The 18707-nt window shown below is 64.8% G+C and carries 18 protein-coding genes; 12 read left to right on the forward strand and 6 right to left on the reverse strand.

Annotation, left to right across the window (positions count from 1 at the left end; all coding sequences use genetic code 11):
- Positions 1 to 917 (forward strand): dihydrolipoamide acetyltransferase family protein (locus tag G3N94_RS13695; protein WP_205792925.1); only part of this gene is annotated, 917 nt, incomplete at its 5' end.
- A gap of 13 nt (positions 918 to 930) precedes the next feature.
- The gene (lpdA, locus tag G3N94_RS13700) at positions 931 to 2322 is read left to right on the forward strand and encodes a dihydrolipoyl dehydrogenase (RefSeq protein ID WP_205792926.1); all 1392 of its coding nucleotides are present in this window, start codon (positions 931 to 933) and stop codon (positions 2320 to 2322) included.
- A gap of 89 nt (positions 2323 to 2411) precedes the next feature.
- Here the strand turns inward: lpdA and G3N94_RS13705 are convergent, their stop codons facing one another.
- The 4 genes from G3N94_RS13705 to G3N94_RS13720 form a co-directional block, all read right to left on the reverse strand.
- Positions 2412 to 2708, reverse strand: a complete 297-nt coding sequence (locus G3N94_RS13705) for a ferredoxin family protein (protein ID WP_205792927.1) — start codon at positions 2706 to 2708, stop codon at positions 2412 to 2414.
- The gene (locus G3N94_RS13710) at positions 2705 to 3019 is read right to left on the reverse strand and encodes a hypothetical protein (RefSeq protein ID WP_205792928.1); all 315 of its coding nucleotides are present in this window, start codon (positions 3017 to 3019) and stop codon (positions 2705 to 2707) included. Before G3N94_RS13710 ends, G3N94_RS13705 begins: the two co-directional genes overlap by 4 nt.
- A gap of 12 nt (positions 3020 to 3031) precedes the next feature.
- Positions 3032 to 3601, reverse strand: coding sequence for a sigma-70 family RNA polymerase sigma factor (locus G3N94_RS13715; RefSeq protein WP_205792929.1), 570 nt, complete (start codon positions 3599 to 3601; stop codon positions 3032 to 3034).
- A 93-nt stretch (positions 3602 to 3694) separates the two neighbouring features.
- Positions 3695 to 4297 (reverse strand): TetR/AcrR family transcriptional regulator, encoded by a 603-nt coding sequence (locus tag G3N94_RS13720; RefSeq protein WP_205792930.1) that lies wholly within the window; start codon positions 4295 to 4297, stop codon positions 3695 to 3697.
- A 131-nt stretch (positions 4298 to 4428) separates the two neighbouring features.
- Between G3N94_RS13720 and G3N94_RS42335 the strand changes: the two genes are divergently transcribed.
- From G3N94_RS42335 to G3N94_RS13740, 5 genes are all read left to right on the forward strand, one after another.
- A complete protein-coding gene (locus tag G3N94_RS42335) occupies positions 4429 to 5001 on the forward strand; it encodes an NAD-dependent epimerase/dehydratase family protein (RefSeq protein ID WP_241021825.1) in 573 nt (190 codons plus the stop codon).
- A 45-nt stretch (positions 5002 to 5046) separates the two neighbouring features.
- Entirely contained in the window at positions 5047 to 5340 is a 294-nt protein-coding gene (locus G3N94_RS42340; protein WP_241021826.1) for a hypothetical protein, read from the forward strand.
- A gap of 2 nt (positions 5341 to 5342) precedes the next feature.
- Positions 5343 to 5687: a DoxX family protein gene (locus G3N94_RS13730; protein ID WP_205792931.1), complete on the forward strand. Its 345-nt coding sequence runs from the start codon at positions 5343 to 5345 to the stop codon at positions 5685 to 5687.
- A gap of 186 nt (positions 5688 to 5873) precedes the next feature.
- Positions 5874 to 11735, forward strand: coding sequence for an excinuclease ABC subunit UvrA (gene uvrA / locus G3N94_RS13735; RefSeq protein ID WP_205792932.1), 5862 nt, complete (start codon positions 5874 to 5876; stop codon positions 11733 to 11735).
- The gene (locus G3N94_RS13740) at positions 11735 to 12937 is read left to right on the forward strand and encodes an aminodeoxychorismate synthase component I (RefSeq protein WP_205792933.1); all 1203 of its coding nucleotides are present in this window, start codon (positions 11735 to 11737) and stop codon (positions 12935 to 12937) included. Before uvrA ends, G3N94_RS13740 begins: the two co-directional genes overlap by 1 nt.
- Before the next feature lie 110 nt (positions 12938 to 13047).
- On the opposite strand, the gene G3N94_RS13745 is transcribed toward G3N94_RS13740, so the two are convergent.
- Together G3N94_RS13745 and G3N94_RS13750 are read right to left on the reverse strand one after the other, a co-directional pair.
- On the reverse strand, positions 13048 to 14088 hold the full coding sequence (locus tag G3N94_RS13745; protein ID WP_205792934.1) for a nucleotide disphospho-sugar-binding domain-containing protein: 1041 nt from the start codon (positions 14086 to 14088) through the stop codon (positions 13048 to 13050).
- Positions 14085 to 14303 carry a glycosyltransferase gene (locus G3N94_RS13750; RefSeq protein WP_205792935.1) on the reverse strand — a complete coding sequence of 73 codons (219 nt, stop codon included), beginning with the start codon at positions 14301 to 14303 and terminating at the stop codon, positions 14085 to 14087. The genes G3N94_RS13745 and G3N94_RS13750 overlap by 4 nt, the downstream gene beginning before the upstream one ends.
- Positions 14304 to 14413: 110 nt before the next feature.
- Between G3N94_RS13750 and G3N94_RS13755 the strand changes: the two genes are divergently transcribed.
- The 5 genes from G3N94_RS13755 to G3N94_RS13775 all read left to right on the forward strand — a co-directional run bounded on the left by G3N94_RS13755 (position 14414) and on the right by G3N94_RS13775 (position 18706).
- Positions 14414 to 14992: a TetR/AcrR family transcriptional regulator gene (locus G3N94_RS13755; RefSeq protein ID WP_205792936.1), complete on the forward strand. Its 579-nt coding sequence runs from the start codon at positions 14414 to 14416 to the stop codon at positions 14990 to 14992.
- Positions 14993 to 15079: 87 nt separating this feature from the next.
- Positions 15080 to 16015, forward strand: coding sequence for a LysR family transcriptional regulator (locus G3N94_RS13760; protein ID WP_205792937.1), 936 nt, complete (start codon positions 15080 to 15082; stop codon positions 16013 to 16015).
- Positions 16016 to 16158: 143 nt separating this feature from the next.
- On the forward strand, positions 16159 to 16596 hold the full coding sequence (locus G3N94_RS13765) for a MarR family transcriptional regulator (RefSeq protein WP_205792938.1): 438 nt from the start codon (positions 16159 to 16161) through the stop codon (positions 16594 to 16596).
- 84 nt (positions 16597 to 16680) lie between these two features.
- Positions 16681 to 18243 carry a DHA2 family efflux MFS transporter permease subunit gene (locus tag G3N94_RS13770; RefSeq protein WP_205792939.1) on the forward strand — a complete coding sequence of 521 codons (1563 nt, stop codon included), beginning with the start codon at positions 16681 to 16683 and terminating at the stop codon, positions 18241 to 18243.
- A 25-nt stretch (positions 18244 to 18268) separates the two neighbouring features.
- Positions 18269 to 18706: a MarR family transcriptional regulator gene (locus G3N94_RS13775; protein WP_205792940.1), complete on the forward strand. Its 438-nt coding sequence runs from the start codon at positions 18269 to 18271 to the stop codon at positions 18704 to 18706.
- Position 18707 lies beyond the last annotated feature (1 nt).

Below are 18707 nucleotides of genomic sequence, written 5' to 3' on the forward strand. Positions count from 1 at the left end.
GCTCGGACCACGCCACGCCGCCGCGCGCGGCGCTTGCGCCGGGCGAGCGTCCGCTCGCGTCGCCGGCGGTACGCCAGCGCGCGTGGGACATGGGCATCGAGCTGCGTTACGTGCGCGGCACGGGCGACGCCGGGCGGATCCTGCATACGGACCTCGATGCGTATGCGCGCACCGGCAGCCGGTCAGGCGGCCAGCCTGCGCGCGGCTATGACGAACGGACCGACGAGACCGAGGTGCCGGTGATCGGCCTGCGCCGCGCGATCGCGCGCAAGATGCAGGAAGCGAAGCGGCGCATTCCGCACTTCAGCTACGTCGAGGAAATCGACGTGACCGAGCTCGAGAAGCTGCGCGCGGAACTGAACCGCCGCTACGGCGACTCGCGCGGCCGGCTCACGCTGCTGCCGCTGCTGATCCGCGCGATGGTGATCGCGTTGCGCGACTTTCCGCAACTCAACGCGCGCTTCGACGACGAAGCCGGCGTCGTGACCCGCTACGGCGCGGTGCACATGGGCGTTGCGACGCAGACCGACGCGGGCCTCACGGTGCCCGTGCTGCGTCACGCGGAAGCGCGCGACGTGTGGTCGATCTCGGCCGAAATCGCGCGGCTTGCCGATGCGGTGCGCACCAATCGCGCACAGCGCGACGAACTCACCGGTTCGACGATCACGATTTCGAGTCTCGGCCCGATTGGCGGGCTCGTATCGACGCCGGTCATCAATCATCCGGAAGTCGGCATCGTCGGCGTGAACCGCATCGTCGAGCGGCCGATGTTCCAGGACGGCGCGGTCGTCGCGCGCAAGCTGATGAACCTGTCGTCGTCGTTCGATCATCGCGTCGTCGACGGCATGGACGCGGCCGAATTCATCCAGGCAGTGCGCGCGTTGCTCGAACGCCCGGCGCTGCTGTTCGTGGAGTGACGAAGTGAGCGCAATGAAGAACGAACACACCACGCTACTCGTGATCGGCGGCGGCCCGGGCGGCTACGTCGCTGCCATTCGTGCCGGACAGCTCGGCATTCCGACGGTGCTCGTCGAGCGCGACCGGCTCGGCGGCACCTGCCTGAATATCGGCTGCATTCCGTCGAAGGCGCTGATCCACGTCGCCGACGCGTTCGAGCAGGCGCGCGACCACGCCGGCGAAGGCGCGCTCGGCATCCGCGTGCATACGCCGGAGATCGATATTGCGCGCAGCGTCGCGTGGAAGGATGGAATCGTCGACAAGCTGACGCGCGGCGTCGGCGCGCTGCTGAAGAAAAACGGCGTGCGCGTGCTGCACGGCGATGCGCGCGTGATCGACGGCAAGACCGTCGAGGTCGACTCCGGCGACGAGACGATCCGGATCGGTTGCGAGCACCTGTTGCTCGCGACGGGATCCGAGCCGGTCGCGCTGCCGTCGATGCCGTTCGGCGGGCATGTCGTGTCGTCGACCGAGGCGCTGTCGCCAAAGACGTTGCCGAAGCGGCTGGTCGTCGTCGGCGCGGGTTACATCGGGCTCGAACTCGGGATGGTGTATCGCAAGCTCGGGGTCGACGTCAGCGTGGTCGAGGCGGCGGAGCGCGTGCTGCCCGCGTATGACGCGGAGCTCGTGAAGCCCGTCGCCGATTCGCTCGCACGGCTCGGCGTCAGGCTGTGGCTCGGCCACAAGGTGCTCGGGCTCGCGGACGACGGCGCGGTGCGCGTGCAGGCGCCCGACGGCGCCGAGCGGACGCTGCCGGCCGATCGCGTGCTGGTCGCGGTCGGCCGCCGGCCGCGCGTCGACGGGTTCGGGCTCGAGACGTTACCGCTCGAACGCAACGGGCGGGCGCTGCGGATCGACGACGAATGCCGGACATCGATGCGCAATGTGTGGGCGATCGGCGACGTTGCTGGCGAGCCGATGCTCGCGCATCGCGCGATGGCGCAGGGCGAGATGGTCGCGGAGTTGATTGCGGGCAAGCGTCGCAAGTTCGTGCCGGCGTCGATTCCTGCTGTCTGCTTTACCGATCCGGAGATCGTGACGTCGGGGTGGTCACCGGATGATGCGCGGGCGGCTGGTGTTGACTGCCTGAGTGCTTCGTTCCCGTTCGCGGCGAATGGGCGGGCGATGACGCTCCAGGCTACCGATGGCTTCGTGCGCGTCGTCGCGCGGCGGGATACGCATCTGATCGTCGGTTGGCAGGCGGTCGGGCGAGGGGTGTCGGAGCTGGCTGCGGCGTTTTCGCAATCGATCGAGATGGGGGCGCGGCTCGAGGACATCGGCGGCACGATCCATGCGCATCCGACGCTCGGCGAGGCGATGCAGGAGGCGGCGTTGCGGGCGTTGGGGCACGCGGTGCATATCTGAGGAGGCATGCCGGCACCGGGGAGCGCCTGCGCGGGTTTCGAGCGTGGGGGTGACCGGTGTCCGTCGGCGTTCGACCATAAATCGACGCGTCAATTCGCGCGCGCCAATGTAATCGCCCGCTCGGGACACGCGGTCACACACGCCCCGCACGCCCGACATGCGTCGGCGTTCGGCGTATAAGCGACCTTCATCCCGTGCACGCGCAACTTGATTTTGTGCAGCGGTCCGAGCTGCTGATAGTCTGCCGCGTCGATCCGCCGGACTTCGAAAACCTGCTCCGGGCACACCACCGCGCAATCGCCTTTGCCTTCACAACGCTTCAAGTCGACCACGGGGGCAAACACCCCCGCGTCCTGCTTGCATGCAGGTTTCGCCGCGCGGCTCATGCCTGATCCTCCCGAGGCTTGCCGCCAGCGGAAGGCATGCTCTTCAGAAAGCGCTCGCGTTCCTCCGGCGTCATCCGTTCCCAACGGCGCCAGTGCCGATGTCCGCGCCAGCCGCCGTGTCCTCGAAAGCCGCCGAACAGTATCCGGCTCAGGACCAGCAGGCCTAGCGCATGCAAATAGTCGATCGAGCGGCCGCTTGCGAATACCGTCGGGATGACCCAGTTCCAGAGCAGCATCACCAACAAACCCAACAGGGCGACGCCCGCTAGAACCAGCAATGCCTTTCCGAAACATCTCACTCTGAATTTCATCAATCGACTCCGTTAGATATCCAAATCGTCATAAACGTCCTGCAGACGAGCACGCAGTTGCAGCACCGCATAGCGCTTGCGCGCAAGCAGCGTGTTCACGCTCAGGCCACGCTCGGCAGCCATCTCCTTGAAACTGCGTCCTTCGAGTTCGTGCGCGATGAAGACATCGCGTTGATTCGCCGGCAATTCGTCGAGCGCGTCTTGCAGCGCCTCCAGGAGTACGGACCTTGCGTAGGCCGCTGCCGGGCCGGCATCGCTGGCGGGTAGCGCGAGATCGAGCCGGTCTTCACCGTCGTCGTCCACCCGCTCGGGCAAGGGCTGCTCCTTCTTCTTGCGAAAGCGGTCGATGATGCGGTTTCGCGCGACACGGAAAAGCCAGGCCCCGGCTTGCTCGATCGGCTCCGGAAGCCGATACGCCTGCACGAACTCGTAGAACACGTCCTGCAAGATGTCTTCCGCTTCGCCAGGATCGCGCACGCGCTGGCGGATGAAGTTGCCGAGCCGCGTGCGCTCTCGCACGACGGTTGCGGCGATATCGCTATCTCGATCGTTCATCCGGTTCGGGGTGTGCGGCGATTCCATGCCTGTGTTGACGATTCAGAATCAGGAATATTGTCGTCAGTCGCAAAAAAGCTGGGGCGCCGGAGGGCGGTGCGCCACACGCTGTTGTGTCCGTTAGCGGAGTGCAGCCGCTACCGCTTCGTCAATCTGCATTCCAAAACGCGCTTCAACATCGGGCACGGTGTAGCCCAGTGTCAGCTCCAGATACGCGTCTCCCAGCACCAACTGAACGAATGTCGCTGCCCGCATTGCAGCAGTCGATTCGTCAAATCGCTTTCGCAGAATGTTTGCGGCGATGGCACGCACAAGCTTCGGGCCATTTTCGTAGAACATCTGGCCGAGATTCGGAAGACGCTGGGCCTCAGCGACGATGGCCCGGAAAAGCCGCAGACTGTCCGGCGCGATAAGGCCTTGTGCCAGCAACCATCCCAACTCGCGCAACTCGACTTCGGGTGGCACATCGGATTGCTCGCCCAGCGTGCTGGCAAGCGCGCCCACCTGGGCGCACATCGAGATCACCAGACCGACGAAGAGCGCCTCCTTCGACTTGAAGTGGCGATAGACCGTCTGTTTGCCGACGCCGGCGGCCGACGCGACATCGTCCATGGTCGCCAAACCAAAACCCTCACGTAAAAAAACGGTTCTCGCGCCGTCGAGGATCGCAGACCGCTTGCGGCGTTGCAGCGGGCTCAGGTCGGGAAGTGTGGATGTGTCCATGCGAGAAAAATAGCAGAGCGTCGAGTTGTTGACAAGACCGACCAGTCTCGTTTAACTTCCGGACAAATGAGACTTATCGGTCTCGTTTGTATGACCATTCAATTTCGCAGGCAATCGTCAAGGAGAGCGCTTTGAAACTGTTTCTTACGGGTGGTACCGGCTTCATCGGGCAAGCGGTCGCGCGCAAGGCAATCGGCCTCGGCCATCAGGTGACGGCGCTGGTGCGCCACGACACGTCGGCGTCCGCCAGCGCGCTGGCACGTCTGGGTGTGAATCTGCATGCCGGCGACCTGAGTGAGCCCCAGTCTTTCGCCGCGGCTGCCGCCGTTGCCGATGGCGTGGTGCACACGGCGTCGACCAACGACGCCTCCGCTGCTGCCGTGGATGAGGCTGCGGTTGTGGCGATGCTGTCGGATTTGCATCCCGGCGCGGCCTTTATCTATACGTCTGGCGCCTGGGTATATGGAAATACGGGGGGAGAGCCCGCGACTGAAGCGGCGGCACTGAACCCGACACCGCTCGTCGCCTGGCGGCCCGCAGTGGAGCAACATGTGCTGGCGCTTGCCGCGCGCCGCTCCGCTGCCGCAGTGATCCTCAGGCCCGCGATGGTGCACGGCTACGGCGGCGGCATGTTCGGCATGCTTGCCAACATGGCGCGTCAAAGCGGCAGTGTGAGGGTCGTCGGCGATGGTCGTAACCATTAGCCTGCCGTTCACGTCGATGACCTGGCCACGGCATACCTGAGCGCGGTGGAGCGGGCGGCAAGCGGGGACGAACGGGTCGCTGGACAAATCTTCAACGTGGTGGCGGAAGAGGCTGTTGCCATCGCCGAAATGGGCGAAGCGATTCGGGTATCGGTCGGCGCCGATCGCGTCGAAGCCTGGCCGCTCGAGGACGCCCGCACATCACTTGGGCCGTTCGCCGACGCACTGGCGCTCGACCAGACAGTAAGCGGCCAGCGTGCGCGCCGAGTTCTTGCCTGGACACCCGATGGCCCCGGCCTGATTGCGGACCTCTCTTCACAACAAATTACCGGAGCATGACGATGGCGTGGAACAGTGCATCTTTCGAATCGATTCTCGCGACGGTCGTTGCGGTTCTGTTCGCGGTTGCCGGGGTGGTCAACCTCGCGGGACGCGGCTCGGTCAAGCGCGACTTCGCACGTTGGGGTTATCCGGCATGGTTTCATTTGCTCTGTGGCGCGCTCGAGCTGTTGAGTGCGGCGCTTCTTCTTGGGCAGCAAACCAGAGTCTTGGGTCTGGCGCTGGCCGGCGCAATCATGGTCGCGGCGCTCTTCACGCTGCTGCGAAACCGGGAGCCGGTCGGGCACCTCGCCCCGGCGCTGGTGTTTTCGGCTCTCGTTGTGGCTACCGTGATGGTCCGCGGTTGAAGCTCCGCCCACGCCAAGCCCGAAACAGCGCTGCATGGTGGAAGGCTGTACAAACATACAGTATAGTACGCGTACGAAACCGGCTCGCCCCCGTGTCCGCACCACGGCACGGGCGCCGTGCCTGCGAGCGCCCCACAGCCTTCCGGCGCCGTGAACCCCGGCCAACCCTTCAGACGGGCAGACAAATTGTCATCCAGCAATCTGATCCGCATTCGCGGAGCGCGTCAGCACAATCTCAAGCATATCGATCTCGACCTGCGCACCGGTGAAATGACGGTCGTCACCGGCCCGTCGGGTTCCGGCAAATCGAGTCTCGTGTTCGACACCCTGTATGCCGAGGGCCAGCGGCGCTACGTCGAAACGTTCAGCGCATACGCGCGGCAGTTTCTCGACCGGATGGACCGCCCGCAGGTCGACCGCGTCGACGGCGTGCCGCCCGCGATTGCGATCGACCAGACCAACCCTGTCCGCAGTTCGCGCTCGACCGTCGGCACGATGACCGAGCTCAACGACCATCTGAAGCTCCTGTACGCCCGCGCGGCCGAGCTGTTCGACCGCAAGACCGCGCAGCCGGTGCGGCACGACACGCCGGAAACGATCTACGCGGACCTCTCCGCACGCACGGCGGATCATGATCCGCGGCTCGTGGTCACGTTTCCGGTCGAGTTGCCGGAAACCGTGACCGATGAGGAAGTCGAGCAGTGGCTGTCGGCGAGCGGCTATACGCGGGTGCAGGCGCGGCGCGAAGTCGCATCGCCCACCGGGCCGCGCAAGGTGCTCGACGTGGTGGCCGACCGCTTCCGGCTGCATCAGGTCGACAAGGTGCGCGTCATCGAGGCGATCGAGGCGTCGTTGAAGCGCGGCGGCGGGCGGGTGAATGTCTACGTGCTCGCACAGCAGCCGGACAACGCGACCGACGCGGCAGCGGAGCCGCAAGTGTGGCGCTTCTCCACCGGGCTCCATCACCCGGACAGCGACCTGCGCTACGCAGATCCACAGGCGGCGATGTTCTCGTTCAACTCGGCATACGGCGCGTGCGAAACCTGCCGCGGCTTTGGCCGCGTGATCGGCGTCGACCTCGGCCTCGTGATTCCCGACGAGCGCAAGACGCTGCGCGGCGGCGCGATCAAGCCGATGCAGACGCCCGCATGGAAGGAATGCCAGGACGACCTGATGCGCTATGCGGCGAAGGCGAACATCCGGCGCGACACGCCGTGGGCCGAGCTGACGTCCGACGAACGGGATTGGGTCATCAACGGCTCGCCGGACTGGAACGGCAAGTGGCAGAGCCAGTGGTACGGCGTGCAGCGCTTCTTCGCGTACCTCGAATCCAAAGCGTACAAGATGCATATCCGCGTGCTGCTGTCGAAATACCGCAGCTACACGCCGTGCGACGTGTGCGGCGGCGCGCGCCTGAAAACGGAATCGCTGCTGTGGCGGCTCGGCACGAAGGCAAACGCCGACGCGGCGCTCGCGCCTGCCGGCCGCTTCCTGCCGCGCGGCGTCGACTGGACCCGCGCGCAACTCGAAGCGCTGCCGGGCCTGACGGTGCACGACCTGATGCTGCTGCCGATCGAGCGCATCCGCCGCTTCTTCGACGACATCAGCCTGCCGAGCGCGCTGCTCGACGATGCGCTGAAGCTGCTGCTCGCCGAGGTCCGCACGCGGCTGAAGTACTTGTGCGATGTAGGGTTGGGCTATCTGACACTCGACCGGCAAAGCCGCACGCTGTCGGGCGGCGAGGTGCAGCGAATCAACCTGACGACGGCGCTCGGCACCTCGCTCACGAAAACGCTGTTCGTGCTCGACGAGCCGAGCATCGGGCTGCATCCGCGCGACCTGAACCGGATCGTCGAGGCGATGCAGCGCCTGCGCGACGCGGGTAATACGCTGGTCGTCGTCGAACACGATCCGTCGGTGATGCTCGCAGCCGACCGGCTGATCGACATGGGCCCCGGCCCGGGCGAGCGCGGCGGCACGATCGTCTACGACGGCACGCCCGGCGAGATCCGTTCGGCCCGCACGCTGACGGGCGAGTATCTCGGCGGCCGAAAGCACGTGGCCCACGCGTCGCACTGGGCGCGTCGCGCGGTGGACGCGAACACGCCGCGTATCGTGCTCGAAGGCGCGAGCGAACACAACCTGCGCGACGTCACGGTCGAGATTCCGTTGCAGCGCCTCGTCTGCGTGACCGGCGTCTCGGGTTCCGGCAAATCGACGCTGCTGCAGGACGTGCTCTATCCGGCGATGGCGCGGCACCTGGGCAAGGCGACCGAGTCGCCGGGCGCGTACCGCCGCCTCACCGGCGCGGAGCAGGTGACCGATGTCGTGTTCGTCGATCAATCGCCGATCGGCAAGACCACGCGCTCGAACCCGGCGAGCTATGTCGGCGCGTTCGACGAGATCCGCAAGCTGTTCGCGACGGCGCCGCTCGCGCTGCAGCGCGGCTACAGCGCGGGCACCTTCAGCTTCAACTCGGGCGACGGCCGCTGCCCGACGTGCGGCGGCTCCGGCTTCGAGCACATCGAGATGCAGTTCCTGAGCGACGTCTATCTGCGCTGCCCGGACTGCGACGGCCAGCGCTACCGGGCCGAAGTGCTCGAAGTGCGGATCGAGCGCGAAGGCCGCGCACTCAGCGTGGCCGAGGTGCTCGACCTGACCGTCAGCGAAGCCGCGGCATTCTTCGTCGCCGACGCCGAGGTGCTGCGCGTGCTGCAGCCGATCGTCGACGTCGGGCTCGAATACGTGAAGCTCGGCCAGCCGGTGCCGACGCTGTCGGGCGGCGAAGCGCAGCGCCTGAAGCTGGCGGGCTTTCTCGCCGAGTCGGCGAAGGCCGCCAGCGGGCGCCGTGTGGTCACGAGAGAGGCGCGCGTCGCACGTCTGTTCATGTTCGACGAGCCGACCACCGGGCTGCACTTCGACGACATCGCGAAGCTGATGCAGGCGTTCGGCAAGCTGCTGGCCAGCGGCCATTCGCTGATCGTGATCGAGCACAACCTCGACGTGATCCGCGCGGCGGACTGGCTGATCGATCTCGGTCCGGAAGGCGGTGACGGCGGCGGCCTCGTGCTGTGCGCGGGCACGCCCGACGATGTGAAAGCCTGCGCCGAATCGCATACCGGCGCGGCGTTGTTGTACTACGACCGCGCAATGGATACCGAAGCCGAGCCTGACGAGCAGGGCGTGCCGTTGCAGACCGCGTTGAACGCGGCGCGTGCACGACGGGAAGTCGAAGGCGAGGACGTCGTGCGGATCGTCAACGCACGCGAGCACAACCTGAAGGCGCTCGACGTCGACATTCCGCACGGCAAATTCAACGTGGTCACCGGCGTGTCCGGTTCCGGCAAGTCGACGCTCGCATTCGATATCCTCTTTCACGAAGGCCAGCGCCGCTACCTCGAATCGCTGAACGCGTACGCGCGCTCGATCGTGCAGCCGGCGGGGCGCCCCGAAGTCGACGCGGTGTACGGCATTCCGCCGACCGTCGCGATCGAGCAGCGGCTTTCGCGCGGCGGCCGCAAGAGCACGGTCGCGACGACGTCCGAAGTCTGGCATTTCCTGCGGTTGCTGTATGTGAAGCTCGGCCTTCAGCATTGCATCCATGACGGCACGCCGGTGACGTCGCAATCCGTCGAATCGATCGCCGCGCAGTTGCTGCGCGATCACCGCGACGAACACGTCGGGCTGCTCGCGCCGCTCGTCGTCAACCGCAAGGGCGTGTACACGGATCTCGCGAAGTGGGCGAAAGCGCGCGGCAGCACGCATCTGCGCGTCGACGGCGAATTCGTGCCGGTGGACCCATGGCCGAAGCTCGATCGCTTCCGCGAGCATACGATCGAGCTGCCGGTGGCCGATATCGTCGTGTCGCCGGACCACGAGGCCGAGCTGCGGCAACGTCTGGACGAGACGCTCGAGCTCGGCAAGGGCGTGATGCATCTGCTCGCGCCGCTCGACGGCCTGCATCATGCGATGGCCAACGATCATTCGACCGCGCGGATCGGCGAGGTCAAGGTGCTGTCGGTCAAGCGCGCGTGCCCCGAGTGCGGCACGAGCTACCCGGAGCTGGACCCGCGGATGTTCTCGTACAACAGCAAGCATGGCTGGTGCACGACCTGCGTGGGGACCGGCGTCACGCTTACGCGCGAACAGCGCGCGGCCTACGACGACACGGTGCTCGCCGAAGACGGTCGCGGCCGCGAGCAGACGCTGCCGTCCGACGAGCAGGAACCGGAGGGCGTCGGCGACGAGCCGTGTCCGGATTGCGGCGGCACGCGTCTGAATGCGTCCGCGCGCGCGGTGACCTTCGAAGGCCAGCCGATCGTCGATGTCGCGCAATGGACGGTGTCGGATACGCGTCGCTGGATCGACGGCCTGCAGCTTACCGGGCGCGACGCGCAGATCGCGCGCGACATCGTCAGCGAGATCGGCAGCCGTCTCGCGTTTCTCGAGGAAGTCGGGCTCGGCTACCTGAGCCTCGATCGCGCGGCGCCGAGCCTGTCGGGTGGCGAGGCGCAGCGTATCCGTCTGGCCGCGCAACTGGGCAGCAACCTGCAGGGCGTGTGCTACGTGCTCGACGAGCCGACGATCGGCCTGCATCCGCGCGACAACCAGATCCTGCTGAATGCGCTGCGCAAGCTCGGCGACAAGGGCAATACGCTCGTCGTCGTCGAGCATGACGAAGACACGATACGCCGCGCCGATCACATCATCGACGTCGGTCCGGGCGCCGGCAAACGCGGCGGCACGCTGGTCGCGCAGGGCGCGGTCGCGGATCTCGCCGCGCAGCCTGACTCGTTGACGGGGCGCTTCCTCGCACAACCGATCGTGCATCCGCTGCAACCGCGCCGCAGCGTGAACCTGCCGGGCGCGAAGAACGGCGCGGCGGTGCCGGAGACCTGGCTGACGGTGCACGGCGGCAAGCTGCACAACCTGCGCGACGTCACGGTCGGCATTCCGCTTGGGCGGCTCGTCGCGGTGACGGGCGTGAGCGGCTCGGGCAAGTCGACGCTCGCGCGCGATGTGCTGATGACGAACCTGCTCGATGCGGTGGGCCGCTCGGTGCTGTCGTCGCCGGCGACGCGACGCGCGCGCAAGGCCTCGCAGCAGGCGGCGAATCGCCGCGCGAGCGTGCTGGCGCGCAGCGCGCCACGGGCGTCGCTGAACGTCACGCATGCGTGGCAGGGCTGCGAGTCGATCAGCGGCTGGGAGCATATCGATCGCGTGCTCGAAGTCGATCAGACACCGATCGGCAAGACGCCGCGCTCATGCCCGGCGACCTATATCGGCGTGTGGGACGCGATCCGCAAGCTGTTCGCGGACACGCTGGAGGCACGCGCGCGCGGCTACACGGCGTCGCGCTTCTCGTTCAACACCGGCGAAGGGCGTTGCCCCGCATGTGAAGGGCAGGGCGTGCGCACGATCGGCATGAGCTTCCTGCCCGATGTGAAGGTGCCGTGCGATGTGTGCCACGGGCAGCGCTTCAATCCGGAGACGCTCGCGGTCACGTGGCGCGGCCGGAACATCGGCGACGTGCTGACGATGGAAATCGACGAAGCGGTGGAGTTTTTCGGGCCGATCTCGAACATCGCGCATCCGCTGCAACTGATGAAGGACGTCGGCCTCGGTTACCTGACGCTCGGCCAGCCGTCGCCGACCTTGTCCGGCGGCGAGGCGCAGCGCATCAAGCTCGTCACCGAACTCAGCAAGGTGCGCGACGACATCACGCGGCGCGGCCAGAAAGCGCCGCACACGCTATACGTGCTCGATGAGCCGACCGTGGGCCTGCATATGGCCGACGTCGCGAAGCTGATCCATGTGCTGCACCGGCTCGTCGATGCGGGACACAGTGTCGTTGTGATCGAGCACGACCTCGATGTGATCGCGGAAGCGGACTGGATCATCGACCTCGGGCCGGAAGGCGGCGTGGGCGGCGGCGCGATCGTGGCGGCCGCGCATCCGGAAGGGCTCGTGCAGGTGAGCGCGAGTCATACGGGGCGCGCGCTCGAACCCGTGCTGGCGCGAAGCGGCGTTGCGGCGGGAGGCGTCTGATGGCCATCTGCCGCTTCGAAGACGCGATCCGGAAACGGGCGCTCGTCATGCATGGCTTCCGCCACAAGATCGTCGCCAGAACGCCGGACGAATTACCAGCGTCGTTCGACGCGATCGAAAAGGCGCAGCGGGATGGGCACTGGGTCGCGCTGATGCTCTCCTATTCTCTCGGTGAATGGCTCGAGCCCGCGCTGGCGCGAGGCGATTCTCATCCGACGCAGCATGATGGCCCGCTTCTGACCGCGCTCGTGTTCGAGCGGGCCGTCGACGAAGCGCCTTGGGGGCCGCCGCTCGCATCTGAATCCGGCCGTATCGTCGAAGCCGCACCACGGATCGATTTCAGCGAATACCAAAACAAAATAGCGCACGTCAAGCAATGGATCGAAGCCGGCGAGGTCTATCAGGTCAATTTCACGCTTCCGGTCGACGTCAGGATGACAGGGGCGCCAGAGGGGCTGTACAGGGAACTGATCAATCGGCATCCGGTGTCGCACGCGGCCTATATCGACGACGGCGAATCGTACGTGCTGTCGTTTTCACCGGAGCTCTTTCTGTCCCGCAGCGGCAACATGCTGACCAGCCGGCCCATGAAAGGCACGGCCCCGCGGCACACGGATCCGGCCGCCGACCTGGCGTCGGCTGAAGCGCTCAAGGCCAGCACGAAGGACCGGGCCGAGAATGCGATGATTGTCGATCTGCTGCGGAACGACATGGGGAAGATCGCCCGCGTCGGCTCGGTCAACGTCGACAAGCTGTTCGACCTCGAACGCTACCCGTCCATCTGGACGCTGACGTCCACCATCAAGGCCGACGTCGGTCGTACTTCGTTCCTCGACATATTGCGCGCGCTGTTTCCGTGCGGCTCGGTTGTCGGCGCGCCGAAGATCGCGGCGATGCGCTATATCCGGCAACTGGAACTCGACGATCGCGGCCTGTATTGCGGCAGCATCGGATGGCTGGCGCCGGATGGAGACTTCTCGCTGAACGTGGCCATTCGTACGCTTGTGCTGGATAAAGACGGTTCCGGCGTGTACGGCGTTGGCGGCGGCATCGTGCTGGATTCGGAGGCCGATCTCGAATGGTCCGAGTGCCAATGGAAGTCGCGCATTCTGGAGGCCGGTGGCGGCGAAGGGTGGACGTCGCGTTGCGCGGAAGATTGCGAAGACGTTCCGCCAGAGGCTAGATCGTCTGCTTGCGCTTAGCGAAGTAATGCGCGAGCGACTCGCGGCCCGTTCCGACCCAGGCTATTCAATTCGATGGAGGTTGACCCGATCAATGAGGTGATGGGTCGGAATGTAATGGCCTACCGCTTTCAGGTAGGTTCAGCGTTAACTACCCGTGCGCCAATGCCCCGCGTTTCCCTTTGAAACAGACAATTTTCAATGGATTCGGCCGCTATCGTCATGCCGTCTTGCTTTTCGAAGCGTCTGGAAATCTCGCGGCAACGTTGCCGGACAAGCGGATCACTAGTCAACGTGACCAGGGCTTTGGCAACGTTTTGCGGCGTGTAGTGTTTGACCAGCAATTCGCGCCCGACACCCAGTTCCGTCGTCCGGGCCGAGTTGTCGAATTGGTCGTAGCCAACGGGACGGATGAGTTGCGGCACGCCGGCGCGTAGCGCCTGACTGGTCGAGCCGATCCCGCCATGATGAACAAAAGCCGCCAGACGGGGGAGCAAGCTGCCGAACGGCGCGTAGCTCACATGCATGATGTTGGCGGGCAGATTCCTGGGAATGTGCTCGGCAAAAGGGGAAAGCAGGATCGCGCGTAACCCGGTTGCCTGGCAGGCAGCAATCGAGGTCTGGAAAAATTTGTGCGAGTTGGCGGTCGCCGTACCGGCTGAAATGCCGACCGGTGGCGAGCCAGCGTCGATAAAGCGAAGCAGTTCGGGAGATAAGGGCTGCACCTCTCCGTGATCGTAGAGCGCGAAATCTGCCAGGATGAGTTTGCGCGGCCAGTCATCCTGCGGTCGTGCAAACCACGCGGGGAACATCCCGATAACACAGTCCGCTTCGTGTATCCACGATTGAAAAATTCGCGTCAGCGGTTTCAGGCCGAGATCGGCACGTTGCTTGTTCAATGGCTTGGTCAGCGCGGCATCATAGAAGCGATCCAGTTGCCACCAGGCCATGCGGCGAATCAGCGATGGCGTCGAGGCCGTGATCCAGCGCGGCATCAGGCGCGCCGGACGCCGGTCGGAACGGATGATGCTCGGTGCGAGATGAACTGTGACGCATGGCGTATCGGTAGTCTCCGCAAGCAGGCGCGGCGCGAACAGCAGAGAACTTCCGACAACCGCGGTTTTCCCCGGCAGAATATCGGCCTGCATCGCGGCGTAGTATTCGCCGCTCAAGCTTGCAAACTCCCGAGCAACGCGCCTGAACGCACGATCGGGATGGTTTTCGGCCACATCGCTGAACAGCGCTGCGTAGGCTTGCGCCGTGCCGACTGGCCGGAAGCGCAGGCCGGCATATGGATGTCATGGCCGCGCCGTGACAGTTCCCTGCCCAACGCGATGAAGGGCAGTACATCACCGTGGCTGCCTGCGGTCGCAATCAGTATCCTCATGTCGTCCTTTCCTTGGCTTGCCCAGGCCATAGCCGCTTTCCCGAACATCGATCCGCCACGATAAATGACGAACCGCTAACATACATAGCCTGTATGTTTTCGGAGTAGTTATGGCAAAGATCGGAAACGGTCGTACCCGCTGGATTATCGCGGGCTTGCGACTGCTCGATGAACAGGGTGCGCAAGGGATTTCGATCGAACGCGTGGCGCGGCGACTCAATGTGACGCGCGGTTCCTTTTATCACCACTTTGCCAATCGTTCCGAGTTTGTTCTTGCACTGCTTGCCGAATGGGAAGGCGACTATACGCTCAGCGTCCTCGCCGCGATCACTGACTGCCACGATGCACGGAAGCGGCTGGAACGTTATCTCGAAGTGACTGCGCATATGTCACCCGAGCGAGAGGTGGCGATTCGGAGCTGGGCCAAACGCGAAGCGATCGTCGCCGAAGTCGTGCGCCGCGTCGACTTGGCTCGCCTGGCCTTTTCCGTCGAGTCCTGCGCAATGATCCTGCCAACCCGAAGCGAAGCCGAACTCTTCGGATGGATATGTCACCTGAGCGCGATCGGCGGGCAACACAGCCTGGCTGTCGAGCATGCGTCAACCGAGTCTTTCGGGCACTTTCTGATGCCTTTGTTCGATTTGATGAATCGCTTGGCGAGTGGTAACAGTAAGTCAGGCGGAAAATGATGGATGGGCAGTATTTTTGTTCTTCGCCAGCAGCGTGTGAATCTAGACTACAGCCGAGCCCGCCCGATTTGCTAACCACCGCGCATCATGGACACGCTTCCCCGGCGTCATGAAGACGAACTCAACCTGAATCAACTCCTGGTGCTCGACGTGCTGCTCAGCGAGCGCAGCCTCACCAGGGCGGCGCGCGTGCTCGACCTGACGCAGCCGGCGCTGAGCAAGACGCTGGCGCGGCTACGCCAGTATTTCGACGATCCGCTGTTCGTCCGGGTGGGCCTGCGCATGGAGCCGACGCCCAAGGCACTCGAGCTCGGCGAGCCGGTGCGGGCCATTCTCCAGAGCGTACGTGCGCTGCGCTCGGACCGTATCAGCTTTGATCCACGCACCAGCCAGCGCAGCTTCAGATTCTTCATGCTCGATGTCGGCGCGTCGCAAATGCTGCCGTTGCTGCTGAGCCGGCTGGCGGAGGAGGCGCCGGGCATCCTCGTGCAAGCCATCAACGCCGATGCCGCGCATCTCGATACCTGGCTGGAGAACGGGACGGTCGACCTGGCAATCGGCGCGTTTCCCGGGCTGATGCAGGGCATGCGCCGCCAGTTGCTATGGCACGAAACCTACAGCGCCGTCGTGCGCAAGGACCATCCGCGGCTCGCACAGCTCGGTGAGCCAGATACTTTCGTGGCCGAGAAGCATGTGCTGGTCTCCACGGCCGGCACGGGTCACGGACACCTCAACGCCGAGCGGGCCATCGAGGCTGCGGTGCCGCACAACAACATCGTCTGCCGCGTACCGAGCTTCGCCACGGCGGCGCTGATCGCCCAGCATTCGGACACTGTGGCGATTCTGCCGCTGACGCTGGCGCGCGCCATTTGCGGGAACCTGGATCTGGCGGTGGTGACGCCACCGCTGGCGCTGCCCGACCTGGAGATCGCCCAGTACTGGCACGATCGCGTGCACCGGGAGCCGGGCAACCAATGGATCCGTGCGCTGGTGCACAGGCTTTTTGCCCGCCACGATACCTGAGTCGCGCCAACCCTCGTGCTGCATGAATTTCGGGAATTCGCTCTATAACCGCATGGCCATGGTGATTTGGCCACGCGTTGTCCATACTGCGTCACATATCTGCAGAGTCAGATATATAACTGGTCAGGAGATGGAGGCGATCGATGGACTACCGCGTCAACGAGGATCTCGACCGATCTCAAAAGCTCGTCGTCGCGCTCGGCAAAGCCCGCAATCAGGCGGCCTCGGAGCTGGACGCGACGCTCAAGGATATCGGGATCAATGCGCAGCAACTCGGCATTCTGCTGACGCTGACGCGCGATAGCGCCACGTCGGCGGCCGCGCTGTCGAAGCTGCTCGGCGTCGACCCGAGCCGGATGACCCGCGTGCTGGACGGGCTGGAACGTAGTGGACTCGTGCAGCGATCGCGCAACAGCGCGGACCGGCGGGTGGTCAACGTGTCGCTGACGCAAGCGGGGTGGGGAACCGTCGAGCAAAGCGCACAAGCGATCCCTGCGGTACGGCCTCGGCAGCTTGCATGCTTCACGAACGCCGAATTCGAGACCTTGAGCAGACTGCTTTTCAAACTGCTCGCTGCTTGACGCACCATTTTTTACCCAAATATCAGACATGTCAGATATCTGCCGATCACTGACAGGCGTCGATTTCAGGCCAAAGGACAGAACATGAATCAGTCGACCAACACAGGCACGCCTGCGCCCTTGACCGGCGCCAGATTTGGGCTTGGCGTGTTTGCCGTGGCACTCGCTACGTTCATGAACGTACTGGACTCGTCGATCGCGAACGTCGCGATCCCGACGCTCTCCGGCAACCTCGGCGTGTCGATCGACGAGGGGACGTGGGTCATCACGCTGTTTGCTGCCGCCAACGCGGTGTCGATTCCGCTGACCGGGTGGCTGACTCAGCGGGTCGGAGCAGTGAAGCTGTTCGTCTGGGCGATCCTGCTGTTCGTCCTGTCGTCCGCGGCGTGCGGGCTTGCGCCGAATCTGCAGATGCTGCTCGTCGCCCGGATCGTGCAGGGTGCGGTGGCAGGGCCGTTGGTGCCGCTGTCGCAGGCGCTCCTGCTCGCGTCGTTTCCGAAGGAAAAGAGTTCGAGCGCGCTCGCGCTTTGGGCGATGACCGCGACGGTCGGGCCGATCGCGGGCCCGGCGCTGGGTGGCTGGATCACCGACAGCTACAGCTGGTCATGGATCTTCTATATCAACGTGCCGGTTGGCCTGTTCGCCGCAGCGGCGATCTGGGCGATCTACCGTGATCGGGAAACGCCGGTGCGCAAGCTGCCGTTCGACAAGGTCGGCCTGATTTCACTGATCGCCTGGGTGGCATCGCTGCAAATCATGCTCGACAAGGGCAAGGACCTCGACTGGTTCAATTCGCCGGTGATCTGGGTACTCACCATCGTGGCGGCGATCAGCTTCCTGTTCTTCCTCATCTGGGAATTTACCGAGGAGAAGCCGATCGTCGACTTGCGACTCTTTGCCGGACGCAATTTTCTCGGCGGGACGGTGGCGATATCGGTCGCGTACGCGATCTTCTTCGCGAACCTGGTCGTCCTGCCGCAGTGGATCCAGGGATATCTCGGCTACCGCGCGGTGGATGCAGGGCTCGTCACGGCGCCGCTCGGCATCTTCGCGGTGATCCTCGCACCGGTGCTGGGCAAGATCATGCCGCGCTCCGATATGCGGGTGCTCGCCACGCTGGCGTTCGTTGGATTTGCTGGCGTGTTCTTCATGCGCTCGAACTACACGACGGGCGTCGATGCTTACACGCTGGTGCTCCCGACCCTGCTGCAGGGTATTCCGACCGCGCTGTTCTTTACACCGCTCACGGGCATCATCCTGTCGGGGCTGCCATCCGAGAAGATTCCGGCGGCGGCCGGCCTGTCCAATTTCGCACGCATCTTTGCCGGTGCGGTGGGCACGTCGCTGCTGAGTACCGGCTGGAACGACAGGACGATCTTCCATCACGCGAGGCTGGTCGAGCAAACGAGCGTCAACAACCCGACTTACGTTGCCGCCATCGCGCATCTGCAGTCGGCGCTCAACGCCGACGCACCCAAGGCAATGGCCTTTTTCGAAGCGTCGCTCAACGTGCAAGCCACGATGCTGGGCCTGAACGACATCTTCTGGATATCGGCGGTGATCTTTATCGGCATCGTCCCGCTGATCTGGGTGACCAGGCCAGCCAAGGGCGGCGGGGCCGGCGCGGCGGCTGCGGGTGGCCACTGACCGGCGCATTCGGAAGAATCACACGATGGACCACTACACGGCCAGGAACTTCATGCTCACGGAGAGTATCGGGTTCCTGTTGACGAGGGCGCGCAACCTGGTCACCGCGCAGCTGGATGACGCGCTCAGGGAGCTCGACATCACCAGCCAGCAGATGGGCATCCTGCTGTCGATACAGCGCGGCGCGGCCGCCACGCCGTTCGAACTGTCGAAGCTGCTCGGGATCGACACGGGCCTGATGACGCGGATGCTGGACAAGCTGGAAGCGAAGCAATTGCTCGGACGCTCACGCAACGCTGACGATCGCCGCGTGATCAATCTGACGCTGACGAAAGAGGGCGAGGCAGCGACGGCCAGAATTCCGGAGATCGCGCCCGACGTGCTGAACGCGCGGCTGCGGAAATTCACGAACACCGAGTTCGACGAGTTGTCCCGCCTGCTTCGCAAGTTCATCGGCGAGTGAG

Source organism: Burkholderia sp. Ac-20353 (assembly GCF_017104785.1).
In the GTDB taxonomy this organism is placed as follows: domain Bacteria; phylum Pseudomonadota; class Gammaproteobacteria; order Burkholderiales; family Burkholderiaceae; genus Burkholderia.